Source organism: Bordetella bronchialis, from assembly GCF_001676705.1.
Taxonomy (GTDB): domain Bacteria; phylum Pseudomonadota; class Gammaproteobacteria; order Burkholderiales; family Burkholderiaceae_B; genus Bordetella_C; species Bordetella_C bronchialis.
The window spans coordinates 3,182,427-3,201,778 of record NZ_CP016170.1 but is presented as its reverse complement, the minus strand read 5'-3'; the positions used below and the strand labels follow the sequence as shown (position 1 = coordinate 3,201,778).

At 69.4% G+C, this 19,352-nt stretch carries 16 protein-coding genes; 8 read left to right on the top strand and 8 right to left on the bottom strand.

The annotated features are described in order from the left end of the window. Positions 1–184 precede the first annotated feature (184 nt). Both BAU06_RS14185 and BAU06_RS14180 read right to left on the bottom strand, forming a co-directional pair. A complete protein-coding gene (locus tag BAU06_RS14185) occupies positions 185–1,270 on the bottom strand; it encodes a mandelate racemase/muconate lactonizing enzyme family protein (protein ID WP_066350212.1) in 1,086 nt (361 codons plus the stop codon). Between the two features lie 34 nt (positions 1,271–1,304). Continuing rightward, positions 1,305–2,276, bottom strand: a complete 972-nt coding sequence (locus BAU06_RS14180; protein ID WP_066350210.1) for a Bug family tripartite tricarboxylate transporter substrate binding protein — start codon at positions 2,274–2,276, stop codon at positions 1,305–1,307. Positions 2,277–2,489: 213 nt separating this feature from the next. On the opposite strand from BAU06_RS14180, the gene BAU06_RS14175 reads away from it, so the two are divergent. Both BAU06_RS14175 and BAU06_RS14170 read left to right on the top strand, forming a co-directional pair. Continuing rightward, complete coding sequence (locus BAU06_RS14175) at positions 2,490–3,446, top strand: LysR family transcriptional regulator (protein WP_066350203.1); 957 nt, start codon at positions 2,490–2,492, stop codon at positions 3,444–3,446. Continuing rightward, positions 3,443–4,081, top strand: coding sequence for a cysteine dioxygenase family protein (locus tag BAU06_RS14170; RefSeq protein WP_066350198.1), 639 nt, complete (start codon positions 3,443–3,445; stop codon positions 4,079–4,081). The genes BAU06_RS14175 and BAU06_RS14170 overlap by 4 nt, the downstream gene beginning before the upstream one ends. A gap of 7 nt (positions 4,082–4,088) precedes the next feature. Here BAU06_RS14170 and BAU06_RS14165 read toward each other — a convergent pair whose 3' ends face one another. Further along, entirely contained in the window at positions 4,089–4,514 is a 426-nt protein-coding gene (locus BAU06_RS14165; protein WP_066350195.1) for an organic hydroperoxide resistance protein, read from the bottom strand. A 233-nt stretch (positions 4,515–4,747) separates the two neighbouring features. On the opposite strand from BAU06_RS14165, the gene BAU06_RS14160 reads away from it, so the two are divergent. Further along, positions 4,748–5,155, top strand: coding sequence for a GFA family protein (locus BAU06_RS14160; protein ID WP_066350190.1), 408 nt, complete (start codon positions 4,748–4,750; stop codon positions 5,153–5,155). A gap of 61 nt (positions 5,156–5,216) precedes the next feature. Here the strand turns inward: BAU06_RS14160 and BAU06_RS14155 are convergent, their stop codons facing one another. Next, positions 5,217–7,025 (bottom strand): solute carrier family 23 protein, encoded by a 1,809-nt coding sequence (locus BAU06_RS14155; RefSeq protein ID WP_066350183.1) that lies wholly within the window; start codon positions 7,023–7,025, stop codon positions 5,217–5,219. 244 nt (positions 7,026–7,269) lie between these two features. Between BAU06_RS14155 and BAU06_RS14150 the strand changes: the two genes are divergently transcribed. Continuing rightward, positions 7,270–8,757 carry a glutamate-cysteine ligase family protein gene (locus BAU06_RS14150; protein ID WP_066350178.1) on the top strand — a complete coding sequence of 496 codons (1,488 nt, stop codon included), beginning with the start codon at positions 7,270–7,272 and terminating at the stop codon, positions 8,755–8,757. Positions 8,758–8,806: 49 nt separating this feature from the next. Here the strand turns inward: BAU06_RS14150 and BAU06_RS14145 are convergent, their stop codons facing one another. Both BAU06_RS14145 and BAU06_RS14140 read right to left on the bottom strand, forming a co-directional pair. Next, the gene (locus BAU06_RS14145; protein WP_082988222.1) at positions 8,807–9,994 is read right to left on the bottom strand and encodes an ABC transporter substrate-binding protein; all 1,188 of its coding nucleotides are present in this window, start codon (positions 9,992–9,994) and stop codon (positions 8,807–8,809) included. Beyond that, the gene (locus BAU06_RS14140; RefSeq protein WP_066350166.1) at positions 9,994–11,997 is read right to left on the bottom strand and encodes a SpoIIE family protein phosphatase; all 2,004 of its coding nucleotides are present in this window, start codon (positions 11,995–11,997) and stop codon (positions 9,994–9,996) included. Before BAU06_RS14140 ends, BAU06_RS14145 begins: the two co-directional genes overlap by 1 nt. 115 nt (positions 11,998–12,112) lie before the next feature. On the opposite strand from BAU06_RS14140, the gene BAU06_RS14135 reads away from it, so the two are divergent. Next, positions 12,113–14,647, top strand: a complete 2,535-nt coding sequence (locus tag BAU06_RS14135; RefSeq protein WP_066350164.1) for an MFS transporter — start codon at positions 12,113–12,115, stop codon at positions 14,645–14,647. Here the strand turns inward: BAU06_RS14135 and alr are convergent. Together alr and BAU06_RS14125 are read right to left on the bottom strand one after the other, a co-directional pair. Next, positions 14,629–15,753, bottom strand: a complete 1,125-nt coding sequence (gene alr / locus BAU06_RS14130) for an alanine racemase (RefSeq protein ID WP_415834859.1) — start codon at positions 15,751–15,753, stop codon at positions 14,629–14,631. The genes BAU06_RS14135 and alr overlap by 19 nt on opposite strands. A gap of 32 nt (positions 15,754–15,785) precedes the next feature. Then, positions 15,786–16,262, bottom strand: a complete 477-nt coding sequence (locus tag BAU06_RS14125) for an ATP-binding protein (RefSeq protein WP_066350162.1) — start codon at positions 16,260–16,262, stop codon at positions 15,786–15,788. A 221-nt stretch (positions 16,263–16,483) separates the two neighbouring features. Here BAU06_RS14125 and BAU06_RS14120 point away from each other — a divergent pair, with 221 nt between their 5' ends. The 3 genes from BAU06_RS14120 (at position 16,484) to BAU06_RS14110 (ending at position 19,195) form a co-directional block, all read left to right on the top strand. Next, complete coding sequence (locus tag BAU06_RS14120; RefSeq protein ID WP_066350156.1) at positions 16,484–16,819, top strand: STAS domain-containing protein; 336 nt, start codon at positions 16,484–16,486, stop codon at positions 16,817–16,819. Positions 16,820–16,894: 75 nt separating this feature from the next. Then, complete coding sequence (locus BAU06_RS14115) at positions 16,895–18,091, top strand: fumarylacetoacetate hydrolase family protein (RefSeq protein WP_066350155.1); 1,197 nt, start codon at positions 16,895–16,897, stop codon at positions 18,089–18,091. Positions 18,092–18,187: 96 nt separating this feature from the next. Next, positions 18,188–19,195, top strand: coding sequence for an SDR family oxidoreductase (locus BAU06_RS14110; RefSeq protein ID WP_066350153.1), 1,008 nt, complete (start codon positions 18,188–18,190; stop codon positions 19,193–19,195). Positions 19,196–19,352: the final 157 nt, after the last annotated feature.

Sequence of the window (19,352 nt, the reverse complement as noted above, 5' to 3'; positions counted from 1 at the left end):
CTCAAGCCATAGCGTCAAAGTCGTCCGAGGACTAAACCTATTCCAGGGAGTTATAGGGTGCGCATGGCGGCCGCGGCCTTCCCTGGGAAGCAGGGGCCGCGTTCATCCGCCTGTAATGGTTAGTACCGACGTGCCGCCGTTACAAAAAAATAGGCCGCGCCGCGGGAGGGCGCGGCCGGCCGCCTCAAACCGCGAAGCGCGCCACCGCCGCGGGATCGAAGGCATACCCCCATCCCGGCGCGGTGGGCACTTTGACGTTGCCGTCCGCGTCCAGTTCGACCTGGGCGCCGTACAGGGGGCCGAACCAGGGCATGTGCTCGACGATCAGCGCGTTGGGCAGGGCGGCCGCCAGCGACAGACTCATTTCGGTGAAGAGGTGGGGCGAGATCGCCGTGTTGAAGACCTCCGCCACATGCGCCACTTTCAGGAACTCCGTCGGGCCGCCCATGCGCTGCAGGTCGGGCATCAGGATGTCGGCGGATTTGCGCTGCAGCATTTCCATCATGCCGAAGCGGGCGTATTCGCTTTCGCCGCTTGCCACGGGCGTGTCGAGCGCGGCGGCGACGGCCGCCTCGCCGGCATGGTCGTGATAGGGCACGGGCTCCTCTATCCAGCCCAGGTCGAATTCTTCCAGCCGCCGGCCCAGGCGGATGGCCCGGTCTGGCGTGAACTGCTGGTTGCAGTCGGCCATCAGCCGCACCCCGGGACCGATCGCCTCGCGCACCGCCCGCACCCGGTCCACATCGTCCTGGATGGCGGGCTTGCCCAGCGACATCTTCATGGCGCGATAGCCGTCCTTCACGAAACCGGCGGCTTCCGCCTGCAGTTGGTCGATGGAGGACGACAGGCGCAGGCTGCCGCTGCGGTAGATCGGCAGCGTGTCGCGGCAGGCGCCGATCAGGCGGCCGACGTTCAGCCCGGCCTGTTTGCCGCGCAAGTCCCACAGCGCCATATCGATGCCCGACAGGCCCACCACGGTCGCGCCGCGATGGCCCAGGAAGGCGATGTCGGACCAGGCGCGGGACCAGAAGGCGCCGCTCATGGCCGGGTCCAGCCCCAGTACCAGCGGCTCCAGGCTGCGCAGGGTTTCGTGCAGGACGGGCAGCCGGTGGCCGTTGAGCGTGAAGACCATGCCTTCGCCGGTCGCGCCCTCGTCGGTATGCAGCGTGACGAGCACGCAGTCGGCCGTCCGGATGACGATGCGCGCGCTGGGGATGGGCGTGGGCAGCGGGACGCTGACCACTTGCAGCTTCAGTTCGGTGACTTTCATGAGTCGCTACGGTTGCGTACGAGGGGGAAGCGGGCTATTCGGGAACGACGCCGGCATCGCGCAGGATGGGGCCCCAGTAGGCGATATCGGCCTGGACGACCTTGCCGAAGGCCTCGTTGCGGCGGCCGTCGGCGATCACGCCCAAGGCTTCCAGGCGCTTGCGCACATCGGGCAGCTGGACGATCGCGGACAGCGCCTGCCCGAGACGTTCGGCGATGGGCGCCGGCGTGCCGGCCGGGGCGAAGATGCCCTTCCAGGCGACCATCTCGAAGCCGGGCAGTCCCAGGTCTGCCACCGGCCGCACGCCGGGCAGGGCGGTCATCTCGGTCTTGCTGGTGACGGCCAGCGCTTTCAGGCGGCCGGCCTTGATCAGGGGCTCGGCCACGGGGATGACTTCGAAGGCCATATCCAGGCGCTTGCCCATCAGGTCGGTCATGACGTTGGGACTGCCCTTGTAGGCGATCTGCCGCATGTGGGTGTGCGTCATGCTCATGAACAGCGCCGCCGACATGTGATGGAAGCTGCCGTTGCCGCTGGTGCCGTAGTTCAGCGTATCGGGCGGCTGGGTTTTCAATTCCTGGATGATGTCCTGCACGGAGTTGAACTTGCTGTCCGGCGGAACCACCAGCACGCAAGGCCCGCGGTCGACCATGACGATGGGCGTGAAGTCCTTGCGCGGGTCATATGGCAGCTGCTTGTAGACGAACAGGTTGGACACGTTGGTGGTCGTGTTGCCGGCCAGCAGCGTATAGCCGTCGGGCTTGGCGCGCGCGACCATCTGCGAGCCCACCATGCCGGATACCCCGGCGCGATTCTCGATCAGGACCGGCTGGCCCAGGCGCTGCGACAGCAACGGCGCAAGAATGCGCGTGACGGTGTCCACGCCGCCGCCGGCGGTGTAGGGCACGACGATGGTCACGGGGCGGTTGGGGTAGGTGTCGGCGTCGGCGGCCGCGGCGGCGGAGACCGCGCATAGTGTCGCCAGCATGGCCAAAAGCAAGCGCATGGATGCTCCTCTCGATCCGCCCGGACTGCGGCCGGGCTCTTGTTTCGTCTCGTCCGCCCGCCACGGGGCGGGAACGGCGAGACGGGATCGTCGCCGTCCGCGCGGCGCGGCAGCGGGGCGCAGGAATTATGTGACCATCGCCGCGCCGCCGAGGCGGCATATCGGCGATATCAGTTATGCTCGATTTCGATGGGAGAGCAGCCGGAGGGATGCATGGATCTACGGCAACTGAACTACTTCGTCGCGGTCGCGGACGCGAAGAGCTTTACACGGGCGGCCGTGGCGCTGAACCTGGTGCAATCCACGCTCAGCCACCAGATCGCGCTGCTGGAGGCGGACCTGGGCCAGCGCCTGCTGGTGCGCACGGGCCGGGGCGCGATTCCCACGGAAGCGGGCGCGGCCCTGCTGGCCCATGCGCGCGACATGCTGAATTCCGCCCGCAAGGCGCGCGACGACCTGCGCGACCTGCACCGCAATCCCGCCGGCCGCCTGGCCGTCGGGCTGCCTTCGCAGGTGGCGCTGTCCATGGCCTCGCCCATGGTGTCCAGGATGCGCCAGCGGCTGCCGCGCGCCATCGTGTCCATCTCCGAAGGCATCAGCCTGCATCTGCGCGAACTGCTGATACAGGGCCGGCTGGACGTCGCGCTGCTGTACGACCCGCCGCCTTCGCCGCAGCTGGCCTATCGCACCCTGACCCGCGAAACCTTCCTGCTGGTGGGGCCCGCCAGCGCGCCGCCGCTGCCCGAGCGGGTCTCGCTGGCCGCGCTGGCGGACTATCCCATGGTGCTGCCGGGCCGCTCGAACGCCATGCGATCCCAGGTGGATTCGGTGCTGGGGCCGCGCGGCGTGCAATTGAATATCGTCGCCGAAGCGGGCGTCGTGCTGACGCTGCTCAAACTGGTGAGCGACGGCCTGGGCTACACGGCGGCTCCCGCCAGCATGTTGCTGCACGGCGGCGATCGCCTGCGTCTGCAGACCGCGCAGATCGGCCCGCCCGCCATCCGCAACCGGCTGGTGCTGGCGACGCCCAAGGCGCGGCCGGAGACGCGCCTGCTGCGCGAGTTCCTGGCGGTGGTGCAGGCGCTCTATCCGGCCGAGGCGGCGCGCGAGCCCGCGGCTGCTACCATGGGGCCATCGGCCCGCCAACGCAGGGAAAGGAGATCCGTATGAACACCATCGTGGACGCCCCGGGCATGGACAGATTGCGCGACTTTATCGCCGGGGCGACGCGCCGCGCGAACGAAACGGGCGCCGCCGGCATGCCGGGGCCCGCGCTGCTGGCGGCGTTCCGCGATCTGGTCAGCCAGGACGACTGGCTGCCCGCCGATTGCACGGTGCCGCATCCGCAGCACTACCAGCAATACCTGCTGCACTGCGATCCCCTGGAACGTTTCTGCATCGTCAGCTTCGTATGGGGACCCGGGCAGGCCACGCCCGTTCACGACCATACGGTGTGGGGATATGTCGGCATGCTGCGCGGCGAAGAGATCAGCCAGCGCTATGAGAAGGCGCCGTCCGGCATGGGCTACGTGCCCGCCGGCGCGCCGGTGCGGCTGACGCCGGGCACGGTAGAGGCCCTGTCGCCCGCCGAGGGGGACATCCACCAGGTGCGGAACGCCCATGCGGACCGCGTGTCCATCAGCGTGCACATGTACGGGGCCAATATCGGCGCGGTGCGCCGCAGCGTGTTCGATCCCGCGTCGGGGGCCGTGAAGCCCTTCGTATCCGGGTATTCGGCGTCGCGGATACCCAATATCTGGGACCGCTCCGCCAGCGTCCGGGCCGCGATCGAAGCGCGCCGGTGAGCCCCTGCTAGGCCACCCGCAGCTCGACGTCGATATTGCCGCGCGTCGCGCGCGAATACGGGCAGGTCTGGTGCGCTTCCTCCACCAGCTGGCGCTTCGCGGCCTCATCCAATCCCGGCAGCGTGACCGTCAGGCGGGCCGCCAAGGCATAGTGGGCGCCGCCCGCGGTTTTGCCCAGCGACACGCTGGCATCGACCGCCGTATCGTCCGGCAGCCGGATGCCCAGCTTGCGGCTGGCCAGTTGCATGGCGCCGATGAAGCAGGCCGACCAGCCGACGGCGAAGAGCTGTTCCGGGTTGGTGCCAGGCTGCCCCGTGCCGGGCGTGCCCAGCTTGACGTCCAGCGCGCCATCGCTGGATCGGCCGGCGCCTTCGCGGCCTCCGGTGGTTCGGGTGTGGGCGGTGTACAGCACGGTTTCGAGCGAGTGAGACATATTGACTCCCTGGGGTCGGTGGCAAGTACGCGCAGTACACCGCGCCGATGTGTCCAGGGCGTTTGCAGGGGGCGCACGACGCGCATGCCAGTGTGTCGCCGCCCCGGGCCGCGTACAAAACGGTACATGGCTATGCGGTTCCGTCCGCCGGTTATGATGATTCGCCGGAACGGTATCGCGCCAGACCGCCGCGCTTCGCCACGCCACCAGGACCAGCCGTTGGGAGACCGATCATGAGAGTGCAAGGCCAGTGCCATTGCGGTGCCATCGTTTACCAGGCGGAGGTCGACCCGGCCACCGTGGCCATCTGCCATTGCATCGACTGCCAGCGCCTGAGCGGCGGCATCTTCCGCGTGAATATCCCGGCGCCCGCCGAAACCTTCCGCATCGTCAAGGGAGAGCCGCGCCGCTACATCAAGACGGCGGACAGCGGCGCGCGGCGCGTCCACGCCTTTTGCGAGAACTGCGGATCGCCTGTGTATTCCAGCGCGGTGGAAAACCCGAAAAGCTATTCCCTGCGATTGGGGGCGCTGGACCAGCGCGACCGGTTGGGCTACCCGTCGCGGCAGATCTGGACCAAGCGCCGCATAGGGTGGATGCCGCCGCTGGACGATGTGCCGGCGGTGGAAGGGCAGCCCTGAAGGCCGTCGCCAGCGAAAATTCCGGCTGCGATAAGGCCCGCCGCGGCTCGTCCCTGAGTCGCTAGTGATCGAAATGCAAACGCAGGAAGGCGCGGCCGTCGCGCTTGCCGGTGGTCAGGCGGTCGGCCAGGCGCCTTAGCAGGACGGTGGATACGCCGCGCAGTGCGCGGTCCAGCTCGGCCTGGAATTCCTCGTCGCTGGTGTCCAGCAGGGACGGCGATGCCGGCGCGGCGACGCCCAGGTGCAGGGCATCGCCGGTGTGTATCAGCTCGATATCCAGGTTGTACTCGTCGAAGCTGCCGCGGATCGCGGTGACGGTCCGGTCGCCGCCGGCCGCCATGATGGCCTCCGCGGCTTCCAGCGCGGCCTCCGCCGCGCGCTGTACCGCATCGCGCCGCGCGCCCCAGCGGGCGCCGCGGGCCTCGACGAAGGTGACGATGGCCGTTCCCAGGTCCATGGGACCGCCCCCAGGGCTTTCCGGCAGCGGCGCCAGCGTCTGCTGGGCGCGCTGCGAGACGCCCAGGCGGAACAGGAGATTCAGCAGGATGGCCACCACGCCCGCCACCACGACGCCGCTTTCGGCCAGGATGCGCAAGGACGCCGGCGCCTGTTCGGCGACGTCGGGCAGCAGGATGGTGCCGACACCCGCCACCATGGACAGGCCCACCATGAAGGTGCCGCGCGCGTCCATCGCGCGCGAGGCGATCAGCTCTATGCCGGAAACGATCAGATAGGCCGCCGCATAGGTTTCGACGGCACCGACCACGGGCGTGGGAATCAGGGTAAGGGCGACGGTGGATTTGGGCAGGAAGGCGACCAGCGCCAGCAGGCCGCCCGCGGCCAGGCCGGCATAGCGCGTGGTGGAGCGGCTGATGTGGCACAACGCGATGTTGGCCGAGGATGTGCCGCTGGGCAGGCCGCCCAGGAAGCCGGCCAGGATGTTGGAAAGCGAACCCGCTCGTATGCCGCCGCTGACGCGCCGCATGTCCGCGCGCCGCCAGTCGGCGTCATCCATCTTGCTCATAAGGACCACGGTGCCCAGGGTGTCGAGCTGCACCATGATGGCCAGCAGCACGACGGCGACGAGCACGGCGGGGTCCAGGTGCAGCTCGGGCACCGGCACGTCGGGCAGCCCGAAGACGGGCGCGTTTTCCAGTAATTCGGCGCCGGTCAGCCGGCCCAGCAGGCCGCTCAGGATGACGCCGGCCAGCAGGCCGGCCAGTAGCGCGAACAGCTTGGTGCGCCGGTTGCCCCACACGGACATCGCGACGATCACCACCAGCGTGGTGCAGCTGATCAGGATGTCGATGCCGTCCAGCATCAGCCGCGAATCGCTGATCGCGTTCGCGGGCGTGAAGCCGGTGGCATGGCGGAAGGCCGGCACGATCAGCGATATCCCGGTCACGCAGACCACCACGCCGGCGATGGTGGGGGGAAAGAAGGCCCGCAGCCGCGGGATGGCCTGGCCCACCAGCAAGCCGGCCACGCCGTTGGCCAGGCCGATGGCCGCCAGCGCGCCGCCGCCGTGCAGCGCGATGACCGAGGCCGCGGCGATCATGACGATGGGATCGGGCAGGTGGACGATGAGCGCGCCGGCGCCCAGGCGGCCGCCATAGGCCTGCAGGATGGTGGCGATGGCCATGCCCAGCACGGTCGCGGTGACCAGGCTTTGCGTGGCTTCCTGCGACAGGTTGGCGATGTGGGCGGTGGCCAGCACATAGGCCACGAAGGCCAGCGCGGTGGCGGTGTGCTGCGCGGCCAGGCCCAGCAGCGTGCCCAGGGGCGGACGCTCGTTGGCGGCGTACATCAGGTCCGCGGGGCGGCGATTGGCGTGGACGGGCGGCAGGCGCAGGAGCGATCGCAGGGACATGGGTGTGTCGCGGCCCTTGGGCGGCTGGCCCGTATCGGCGTGAGGGGGACGGCTGAGCCCGTATTATCAGTAAAAGGCGGGGCCTTGGCGAGGCGCGCGCGGCACGCGCCGTACAATACCGCGCCCCGTGGCGGACCGTGCCGCTGAACGTCCTGCGCCGTCCGGATGACGGGCCTAGGACGAAAGGGCGGCACCGTATCCGCAGGCACAATACCGTCCATCGCACGAGGCGGCAGGAGAGGGTATGCAAGAGGCCGTGGGCCGCAAGCTGGGCCTGGAAATGGAAATGGCCGTGGTTCGCCGCGGCAGTGGCGCCAGTCATGCGACGGCGCGCTATCCCGTGACGCTGGCCGACATCAAGCGCGCGCGCGGCGAAGACATCCGGCTCACCGTGCTGCAGGGCCGTGCGGTCAGCGCCAGTGGGCCGCTGGGGACCAGCGGCTTCGACAACGGCTACAACCTGCTGGAAACGGCCTTCGCGCCGGTGCCGGGCAGTGCCGGCGGCCTGGACCGCCTGGCCCAGGCCGTCCAGGTGGAGTTGCGCGACGTGCGCGACGCGCTGGCCCAGGAAGACGCCGCGGTGCTCAATGTCGCCGAACATCCCGCGTCCACGCTCGATCCGGATCACTACCTGCGGATACGCCTGCCGCGGCCCATCTACGCGGAGCTCGTCGGCCATCGCGGCTGGCTGCATCGCGCGGGAATCGATGCCAAGGCGCAGAACGGCCCGTGCACCGCCGTGCCCATCGCCGATGCGGCGCGCGCCTTGAACGCCGTGCTGGCGCTGGCGCCCGCCAGCATCGCGCTTTTCGCCAACAGTCCCTTGCAGGACGGCCGCGCGACGGGTCTCAAGGAGAACCGCCTGATGCTGTGGGACCGCATGTTCCGCCATGCGCGGTTCGCGGCCGACCATCGCCTGCAGCAACTGCCGGAACGTCCTTTCCAGGACCTGGGCGACTATTTCCGCTGGATGTACACCGGGGACACCGTCAGCCGCGGACTGCCCCTGGACCCGGATGAAGCATACAAGTCCGCCACCAGTGTTTACCTGGACGGCCATCCCTCGCTGGATCGCTTCCTGCGTTCCCCGTCGTGGCCGGGACGCCGCGTCGATAACGGCGAGCCGGTCATGCTGCGGCCCCATGCCGGGTACTTCGAGTATTCGCAGTTCGCCAATTTCCTGGATGCGCGCTTTCGCTACCGGCTGGACGCAAGGCCACCGCTGGCGGATCTGCTGGCCGCCTGGGGACGTCCCGGCGGTATCGAAGAACTCTATGCCGGCATGGGCGTGGACGGCTATATCGAAGGTCGCGCGCCGGGCGCGGTCTTTCCGGACCGGCAGCTTTTCGAGGAGGCCGGCGCCGGCGTTGCGATGCGCGCCCCCATGGCGGCGTCCGCGCTGCAACTGGGGCTGCTGCGCAACCTGGATGCGGCGGCCGCCCTGGTCCGCGACTGGGGATGGGCCGAATTGCGCCGGATGCGGCAGGTGGCGGTGCGCGCCGCGCTGGATGACGGCGGCGTGCGGGCCCTGGCGGGCGAGGTGCTGGCTGTCGCGCGCGCCGGCCTGGATGCGGCCGACCGGCACTGGCTGGGCTATGCGGACTACGTGCTGGAAAGCGGCCTGACGGGCGCGGACCGCCTGCTGGCCTTATGGCAGGCAACGGCTGGAAGCGTGGACGGCAAGCTGCGGGCGGTGTACGCATGGCGCTCGCTAAGGCTGGGCGACGAATGATCCCGGCGGCGCGGCCACGATGCCCGCGCCGTCGCATCGGCCCCGGCGGTCAGCGGCGCTCGTAGACCTCGTCGGCCGCCAGCAGGATGTCCACCGGCGGGTCGAAGCCGATGATGCGCGCCGTTTCCAGGTTCAGGGCGATCTTGGCCGGGTCGACCCAGATCTGGTTCAGCTGGCGCGGCCTGGCGCCGTTGAAGATGCGCGCGATGGTCTCCGCATAGAACAGGCCGACATAGGAGTAATCGGCCTGGGCCAGGCTCATCAGGATGCCTTTCCGGACTTCCTCCGAGCCCAGCATGGAGAAACTCGGCACCTTGGCGTCGCGCAGGATGGCGGCGACCTCCGCCACGCTGTCCGGCGTGATGCCGCGGTGGACGGTCACGTAGGCGGCGTCTATGTGGGGCGCGATTTCGCGATAGCAGGCCAGCACATTGCGCGTGGCTTCCTCCTGCGGGATGCCGTTGGCGCGCGCATTGCAGCTGCGCACGGTGAAATGCAGCTCGCGCGCCACTTGTTCGACGGCATCGACCGCGGCGTAGGTGCGGCCCTCCGGCGTGTCGTCGTAGACCAGGCCCAGCGTTTTGAAGCGCACGATATCGCGGAAGAGCCGTACCTGCCGCTGGTAGCGTTCGGGCTGCACGCGGGCATGCAGGTTGTCCAGCCCGCTGTCTTCGGCGCTTTTGACGATGTGCGCGCCCACGGCGTCGCTGGTGGATGCGACCACGGTCGGGACCGGCGCGCCCAGCGTTGCCATATCCTGGCCGGCCAGCGTGCCCATGGCGATGATCAAATCGATGTCGCCGCGCTGGCGGATGCGGTCCTGGATGGCCTGCCGCACGGCGGGCCGCTTGCTGGCGTCGAAATTGCCCGGTTGCCACCAGGCGTCGGGGACGAATTCCAGCACGTCGCTGTGCGCGTTCTCCGCCAGGAACTGCCAGATCTGGCGGCTGCTCAGGCCCGCCGGGATGGGCGGCACCGTCAGCCAGCCCAGTTGCTGCAAGCCGGCGACGATGACGCGCAGGGTGCGCGGGTACTCGCTGTAGTCGCCGCTTTCGAAATATCCCAGGCGCCACTTGCGGCCATCCGGACGCGGCTTGAGCGTGGTCGGGAATACCCTGGCCGCCGCGATGCCCTGGGCCGCGGCGGTGGCCGCCGGCGCCGCGGCGGGCGCGGGCGTGTCGGCGAGCGCCGCTCGGGCGAACAGGCACAGGATCGTCAGGCAGAGCAGGCGTTTCATCATGGACGGCGTAGCACGATCAGGGTGATGTCATCGGTCTGTTCGACATCCTTGGCGTAGGCATGGATGTCGTCAAGCAGCCGTTCGGTCAGGCGCGTCGCGCTGGCGCCGGGCCGCGCCAGCGTATCGAGCATGCGCTGCGTGCCATAGTGGCCGCCCAGTGCATTGGTTGCGTCGGTAACGCCGTCGGTATAGCCCACCAGGGTCTCGCCGGACTCCAGCCGGGTGCTCAGCGCGTGATAGGCGATGCCTTCCTGCACGCCGCAGGCGGGGCCGCTGCGGCCTTCCATCAGGCGCACGGCGCCATCCGCGCCCATCAGCGCCGGTGGGGGATGGCCGGCGTTCGCCCACTGCAGTTCGCCGGTATCCAGGTCCAGCACGCCCAGCAACAGCGTGACGAACATCAGATTGGGGTTGTTCTCCGCCAGGCGGTTGTTCACGCGCGACATGATGGCGGCCGGGTCGGTTTCGTCCTCGGCGGTGGCGCGGATCAGCGTGCGGGTCACCGCCATGAACAGCGCGGCCGGTACGCCCTTGTCCGAGACATCGCCGATGGCCAGGCAGAGCTTGCCATTGGATAGCAGGAAATAGTCGTACAGGTCCCCGCCGACCTGTTTGGCCGGCTGCATGACGGCGTGCAGGTCGGCACGCTCCAGGATTTCCGGCGGCAGCGGCACGGGCAGGAGGCCCAGCTGGATGGCGCGGGCGATGTTCAGCTCGCTCTCGAAGCGTTCGCGGGCGGTGGTTTCCTGCATCAATCGCGAGACGTTCTCCCGCAGCCGCCTGTCCATGAAGAGGAAGGAGGAGGCCAGCCGGCCGACTTCATCGCGATAGCGCGCGGGCAGGCCGGCGATATGGGCGGGGACGGCGGAAGGGGCCGTCAGGTCCTGGCGCGGCAGTTCGCGCGCGTAGCGCGTCAGCGTACGCAGGGGCCGCACGATGTGCGCCGAGACCGGCCATGCGCAGAGCAGCGCCAGCAGCAGCGTGGCCGCGAAAATCATGGCCTGCCTGTTGAGCACGGCGGCGGCGGGGGCGGCAAAGTCGCTTTCCGGAACCACGGCCACCACCGTCCAGCCCAGCGGCTTGAAGCGCAGGGCCTCGATATGCAACGCGTCGTCGCCGGCGTCGAATTCGATCACCTGCGTCGACGAGGCGGCCGTCACGCCGCGCAGCATATCCCGCAGCGGCTTGCCGCTGCGGGCGTCATTGGCCTGCAGCAGGGCGGCGGCGCGCGCCGGCGGCGGCACGATCAGTTCATCGTCGTCCGCGACGATGAAAACGAAACCCGAGCGCGCCAGGGTCAGGCGCGCCAGGGTGTCGCGCAGCGCGTTCTGCATCTGCTCGCGGCGGGTGTCGACCTGGTCGATGACGTCCTGCACGCTGTCGGTGACGGCGATCACCCAATCCCAGGGACGGAAATAACCGAAGTACGCATAGCGGGCCTCTTCGGCCATGCCGGCGCGCGGCGGCCAGCGGTAGATGGCGAAGCCGTACCCGGAGTTGTGGCTTTCCTCGTACAGGGCGCTGGCCAGCGGGCGGCCCTTGAAGTCCGTGACGCCGGTCAGGTCGCGGTCGATCATGGAGGGATTGCCGCTGGCCAATACCTGCCCGTTGGCGTCGTAGACGAAGGCGTAGCGGCGCTGGTCGAACCGCAGGTGGTCGATCCACGCGCGGGCCATGCCCTTGGCGGCGCCCGGGGTGACGACGCCGCGCTCGGCCATGTCGGCATAGCCCGCCAGCACGGACGCCACGATGGTGCCCGTCTCCAGCAGCTGGCGCCGGCCGCTGCGCACCATGTCGACCTTGTCCTCCAGCAGCGAAGCCCAGCGCGCGTCGATATCGCGCCGCACCAGGTCCATCACGTTGCTGACGGCGTGGCGCTCGCTGGCCGACACGGTGCGGGTGACGTCGCGGCGGCTGGTCAGCATGATGAATGCCGCCACCACCAGCAGGATCGCAACGACGAGAAGGAAGATCTTGCTGCGCAGGGAACGCGAAAACATGAAGGCGCCCGGGAGAGGGGGAAGGTGAGGGCAGCGAGAAATCTGATGCAAAACTCGACAAGTGTAAATAATATTCAACGCGTTGTGTATGTCGCTCTTCCTCTGGAAACCATCGATGCGCGAGCCATTGCAGCGGGTCATGGACGGCGTGCGCCGTCGGCCCGTCCTGGAAGTTACGCTGGCCTGCCTGGCGGTACTGCTGCTTGCGCAGGCCCTGATGGGCGCCTTGAGCCTGTCGGCGCTGAATCGCCTGGTGGCCGATACGACCGCGGACCGGGTCGAAGTGTCGGCGCGCCAGATCGCCGGCGGCATCGAGAACGGCCTGCGCCTGGGCAAGCCGCTGGCGCAGTTCTTCGGACTGCAGGCACTATTGCGCGAGGGCGCGCACGATGCCGGCGACGTCGTCGGGGTCGCGGTGATACTGCCCGGCGGCGCCGATGTCGCGACGCAGGGCGACCCGGCGGATGCGCGCGATCTGGCGCGGGCATTGTTGCCCGGTGCGGACGCGGCCCTGGCTGGAGCGGGCCTGCGTGGGCCGACGCAGCCCGAAGCGGCGCTGCCCGAGGGCGTGACGCGGCGGCCGTCGGGTGCGCTGATGAGCCGGCGGGACGGCGGCATTGCGCTGGCCGTGCCCCTGGTGGGCGAGGGCGGCGGACCGGTGGGCGCGCTGGTGGTCTCGGCGCGGCACGATGGTGCCGCGGCGCACGCGATCCTGCTGCGTAACGCGGCGGTGCTGGTCGCCGTCACGGCGGCGGTCGGGCTGGCGCTGGCCGCTGCCTTCAGGTATCTGGTCCCCCTGGGCGCCCTGACGGCCGGCGGGCCCAGCCGTTTCGTCGTGCCGCTGGTCGCGCTGCTGCTGGCGCAGGGCGTATATGCCGGGTATACCGTGGACGCCTTCCGGCTGGGTTGGCTGCAGGTGACGCGCGGCAATGTGGCGATCCTGGCGGCAGGCCTGCAGCGGGACCTGGACCGCGTCCTGGGCTACGGCATCGACCTGCACAAGCTGCAGGGGGTGGAAGCGCCTTTCCAGCGGCTGGCCGCCGCCTTTCCCGCCATCCGCGAGATCGACCTGGTCGATGCGGCCGGGCGCACCCTGAACCGTGCCGACGGCCGCGGTGCCTTGCCGCCGGACGGCGCGGCCGCGCGGGCGCCGGTGCCGGATGACCTGACCCTGGTCCTGCCGCTGGGACAGGGGCTTGCCCGGCCCGCCGCGCAAGGCAGCCTGGTCGTGCGTCTTTCCGAGGACGTGCTGGCCCGTGGGGTGCGCAGCCGGATGCTGGACGCGGCGACCGTCGCCGTGGTCGCGCTGGTGGCGGCCGTGGAGATGCTGCTGCTGCTTTCGCTGCTGCTGAATCGCGGCTACCGGATGCCGGCCCGGGACAGCATCGCGGGCTTGAGCGATACGTCGGATATCGGTCGCATCGCGCGGCCGGTGATGTTCGGTTTCCTGTTCGCGTGGGCGATGCCGCTGGGCTTCCTGCCTTTGTACGCGCGCAGCCTGCCGCCCGGCGGCCTGGACCTGCCGCCCAACCTGCTGCTGGCCTTGCCCATTTCGGTGGAGATGGGCTGCGGCCTGCTGACGGCCTTGCTGGCCGGACGGCTGACGGACCGCCGCGGCTGGCAGGTGCCGGTGCTGGCCGGACTGGCGGTTTCCTTCGCGGGCATGCTGGCCTGCGCCGCGGCGGCGAACCTGCCGGCGTTCGCCGCCGCGCGCGGCGTGGTGGGCCTGGGCTACGGGCTGGGCTGGATGGGCTTGCAAGGTTTCATCGTCACGCGCAGCAGCCCGATGTACCGTGGCCGCAATATGACCAGCGTCATCGCCGGCCTGTTCGCGGGGCACCTGACTGGCGCCGCGGTGGGCGCCATGCTGATGGAGCAGCTGGGATTTCGCCCGGTGTTCGCCATCAGCGCGGTCATGATGGCCATGCCCGTGCTCGGCGTGCTGGTGCTGATGCGGCCGTATATGCGCCGTGGGGAGGCCCGGGCGCCCGATGGCGCGGACGCCGGCGCCACCGCGCGCGCGCCGATGGGGCTGGCGCGCACCGCGCGCCTGCTCTTTACCCGGGACTTCGGCCTGATGCTGCTGGGCAGCGTCATTCCGTTTTCCATCGCGCAGGTCGGCCTGCTTTCCTTCGCGCTTCCGCTATACCTGGAAGCGGCCGGCGCCGCGGCTTCCAGCATAGGCCGGGTGCTGATGATCTATGGATTGTGCGTCATCTATGTCGGCCCGCTCATGGGCCGCCTGGTCGACCGGTCCGCGTCCAAGAAGGGCTGGATCGTGCTGGGCGGCGTCATCGGCAGCGCCGGCATGCTGGGCCTGTGGTTCAACAGCGGCCTGGACGCCGCCGCGATGGCGGTGCTGCTGCTGGCCCTGGCCGGTTGTTTTTCCGGCGCATCGCAGTCGCCCTATATGCTCGCCTTGCCCGACGTGCAGGACTACGGTGCCGCCGGCGCGACCAGCGTGATGCGGGCCGCGGACAAGCTGGGCCAGATGGCGGGACCGCTGATGGTCGGCGCCTTGTTCGGCACGGCGGGCATGGGCGCGAGCCTGGCGATCACGGGGCTGCTCTACCTGGCCGCCACCCTGGTTTTCCTGGTCTTTGCCCCCGGGCGGCCCGCCCTGGCGGGCCGTCAACGGCACGCGGCCTGAGGCGGTCTATCGCCGGCGCGAGCAGACATGACCCGCACGCGCGGGGTCAGCGAGGTCAGCAATTCCGCCGCGATCGTCCCGATGTGGCGGGCGACGGCCTCCACCGGCAGCTCCGGGGTGCCCCATAGAACGACAGGCGCGCCCACGGCGATGGGGGGCAGGGCGGTCAGGTCGACCGGCATCAGGTCCATGGTGACGGCGCCCAGCGTGGTGGCTGCATGGCCGTCCACCACGACCGGCGTGCCGGCCGGCGCGTGCCGCGGATAGCCGTCGCCGTAACCGCATGCCACCAGCCCCACCCGCAAGGGCGCCGATGCCACGATGGTGCCGTTGTAGCCGATGCGGGCGCCGGCGGCCACGTCGCGTATCCCGACGATGCGCGAATGCAGCGACATGGCGGGCCGCAGGCCCAGCGCCGCGCCATCGATGCCGGGTAGCGGGCTGGCGCCGTACAGCGCCAGACCCGGCCGGACCCAGTCCGTGCCTTGAGCGGCGCCCGGGTGGCGCAGCAGCGCCGCGGAATTGCAGCAGCTGCGCGGCCCCGGCAGGCCGCGCGTCACGGCTTGGAAGCGACGATCGGCCTGGCCCAGGCCGTCCGCGTGTTCGGCCCGGCCGTAATGGTTCAGATGGCCGATGCCGGCGATGCGTCCCTGGGCCAGCAGCGTGGCGCAGCGTGCGTAGGCGGCGGCATAGCCCGCATCGTCGAAGCCGGTATAGCCGATATCGCCCACGTAGCGCAGCCACACCCAGGGCGGCGCCGCAGCCGCGGGGGCGGCCGCCAGCCAGTCGATCTGCGCGGCGTGCGACAGGGCCAGGTGCAGTCCGGCCAGCGCCAGGCGATCGGCCTCCGCGGGATCGAGCAAGCCGGCGTAGACCAGGATGGGGCCCGTCCAGCCCAGATCCCGGCAGGCCCGCGCATCGGCCAGCTGCGTGACGGCCAGCCCGTCGGCGTCCGCCAGGCTGGGCAGCACGCGGCACAAGCCGTGGCCGTAGGCGTCCGCCTTGACGGTGGCCCAGATGCGCGGCGCGGGCGTCGCCCGCGCCGCCAGCACCCGAAGCGCGGCCAGATTGTGCGCGACCGCGTCGGGATAGATCCGGGCATGCACACGCGATCCGCAGCCATCGGCATCCATGCGATTCAGCCCTGCTCGGCCACCAGCGTCAGGCGGTTCCAGCCGCCCTCGCGCCGATAACGCAGGTCTTTCAGGTAATGGCGCATCAGCCGCAAGCCATGGCCGCCCGGGGTGGCGTCCTCCAGGGTGCGGGCCAGCGGGGCGGGCGACCATGCGGTGGGATCGTAGGCCGTCCCGTTGTCGCCGATGTCGATGCACAGGTCGGCGCCGTCGCGCCGATAGGCCAGCACGATGGCCGGCGTCTCGGGCGCCGGCGCATGGGATGCCGATGCGTCGGGCGCCGCCGCGTCGGGCGCCGGCGGGGCGTCCCGGAACGCATACGACATGATGTTCGTCAGGGCTTCATCCATGCTGAGCGTCAGGGCGAAACGGGTACGCGCCGGCCAGCCTTCGCGCGCCGCGATGTCTTCCAGCCATCGCAGGGCGGGGCCCACGGTATCGTGGCCCGGGACAAGCCGCAGCGTATCGGACGGGGAAGCCATGACGATATCCAGATTTTGGGCGCAGGCGCCAGTATGCCCGATGGGGACCGTAAGTCGTAGTCCGCGACCATTCTCCCATCCGGCTCGCGTATGATTCCGCCAAATGCGCGGCGCCGCCCCGTGCCGCCGATGCGTAACCGCAAAACCCGCGGCATGCCATCGCGTGCCGCCCGCGTGCCGGCATGGCCGGCGTGTCGATCATCCAACGGGATCCGTAATACATGACGCTATCAATCGAGAAAGTCGGCCCCGCGCTCGTGGTCTCGCCGCACGGCCAGATCAACAGCGCCAATGCCGCCGCGGTCGAGTCGGACCTTCTCCGGCAAATCGAGAACGGCGAGAACAAGGTCGTCATGGACCTGTCGGGCCTGGACTACATCTCCAGCGCCGGGCTGCGGGTCATGCTGCTGGTGGCCAAGCGCCTGAAGCAGCGGACCGGCGCGCTTGCCCTGTGCAACATCCAGCCGCACGTGCGCGAAGTCTTCGACATCAGCGGCTTCCTGTCCATCCTGACCGTGGTCGAGTCGCGCGGCGACGCGCTGGACCTGATGCGCTAGCGGGCCGCCGCGGGATGGACAGCCGGCCCCCGCTGCCGATAAGCTTCGCGATCGATCCACAGGAGGAGAAGCACTATGACGAATGACAACGGCCTGGACTACCTGCCACGGGACGCGGCGCACGCGACCCTGGTGGGACGGGTATGGCGTCCGGCGCCGATAGACGGCCCCAGCGTGGTGGCCGTGCGTAACGGCGTGGTTTTCGATATCACGGCCGCCGTGCCCACCATGGCGGACCTGCTGGACCAGCCGGACCCCGCGGCGGTCGCCCGCACCGCGCCGGGCGAATCGCTGGGCCCGGTCGGGCCCTTGCTGCAAGGCAGCATCCGGCATGGCGGCGCGGATGCCGCCGCCCATCCCGCGGCGATGACGCTGTTGGCGCCGTGCGACGTGCAGGCCATCAAGGCCTGCGGCGTGACCTTTGCCGTCAGCCTGCTGGAGCGCCTGATCGAGGAGCGCACCGGCGGGGACGCCGGCGCCGCGCAGGCCATGCGCGCGACCTTGCAGGAAACGCTGGGCACGGACCTGCGCGCGATCAAGCCGGGTTCCGAAAGCGCGCTGCGCCTGAAGGAAACGCTGATCGGCCGTGGCGCATGGTCGCAATACATGGAAGTCGGCATCGGCACCGATGCCGAGGTGTTCTCCAAATCCCAGCCCATGTCCGCCGTCGGTTTCGGGGCGGAGGTCGGGCTGCTGCCCGCCTCGGAATGGAACAACCCCGAACCGGAAATCGTGCTCGCGGTGAACAGCCGCGGCGAAACGGTGGGCGCGACCCTGGGCAATGACGTCAACCTGCGCGATATCGAAGGCCGCAGCGCCTTGCTGCTGGGCAAGGCCAAGGACAACAACGGTTCCTGCGCCATCGGCCCCTTCATACGCCTGTTCGATGCCCACTACGGCATCGACGACGTGCGCAACGACAGCGTGTCCCTGCTGATCGAGGGCAAGGATGACGGCTTCGTGCTCAACGGCGTCAGCCACATGCGGGAAATCAGCCGCGATCCGCTGGAGCTCGTGGCGCAGACCTATGGCCGGCATCACCAGTATCCCGACGGCTTCATGCTGTTCCTGGGCACCATGTTCTCGCCCATCCAGGACCGCGGCACGCCGGGCAGCGGTTTCACCCACAAGTCGGGCGACCGTGTGACGATCGCGTCGCCGGGGCTGGGCAAGCTCATCAACACCGTCGAGAAGTGCACCGAGATCCCGCCCTGGACGTTCGGCGTGCGCAAGCTCTACGCCAACCTGGCGCGGCGAGGCCTGTTGCGCTAGGGCCAGTGCGAGGCTCCTTCTAGCGTTAACAGGCCCTAGGCATGTGGTTTGCATCGCGTGCTCCCGTAATCGTGAACGCATTATGGAAGCATGCGAATGACCGACCAGAAAAAATCCGGTGACGCCGCGCGGTCCGAGGCCGTGGCCGGCAAACAGCGCGCGATGCAGCGCGAACAGGACGAGCGCGACCGCGCCAAATCGTCGCAGTCCTCCGGCGGCTCGCAGGAATCGGGCGCGGTGCAGGCGGGCGCGCGCGACTATCCGGAACCCAAGATGCCGGACCAGCGCCTGGACAAACCGGGCAGCGAGGCCGATATGGAAGTGCGGCCGGCCTTCACGGCACCGCATTATCGCGGCAGCGGCAAGCTGGAGGGCTTTTCCACCATCGTCACGGGCGGCGACTCCGGCATCGGGCGCGCGGTGGCCGTCCTGTTCGCGCGCGAGGGCGCGGACGTTGCCATCGTCTACCTGAACGAGCACGAAGACGCCGAGGAAACCCGGCGCCACGTGGAAGCGGAAGGACGCCGCTGCCTGCTGATTCCCGGCGATGTGAAGGATCCGGACTTCTGCCGCCGCGCGGTGGAGGAAACCGTCAAGGCCTTCGGCAAGCTGGATGTGCTGGTGAACAACGCCGCTTTCCAGGAGCATGCCGAGTCGATCGAAGAACTCAGCCTGGAGCGCTTCGACGAAACCATGCGCACCAATATCTACGGCTACTTCCATATGGCCAAGGCCGCCGTGCCGCATATGAAGGAGGGCGCCAGTATCGTCAACTCCGGGTCCGTCACCGGCCTGCGCGGCAGCGCGAAACTGCTGGACTATTCCACCACCAAGGGGGCCATCCATGCCTTCACCATGTCGCTGGCGGGCAACCTGGCCGAGCGCGGCATACGCGTCAATGCAGTGGCGCCGGGACCGGTGTGGACGCCTTTCAATCCCGCCGACAAACCCACGGAAGAACTGGAGAAGTTCGGCGCGAAGACCGCGATGAAGCGTCCCGCACAACCGGAAGAACTTTCGCCAGCCTATGTTTTCCTGGCGTCGCCGGCCTGCGCCAGCTACATCACGGGCCTGGTGCTGCCTGTCACGGGCAGTCCCGGTTGACGCGATCGACGATGCCGTAGAGCGGTCGGGTACCGCGGCGCCGGCGCGCCTCCCGGCGCCTGCCGGCGTGGACATTTCATGCTGGCGTCTTAAGTTAACGGTGTTATCATTCGGCCGTATTTCCGTATTCGTTAGAGAGGCCGCCGCGACGCAGGCG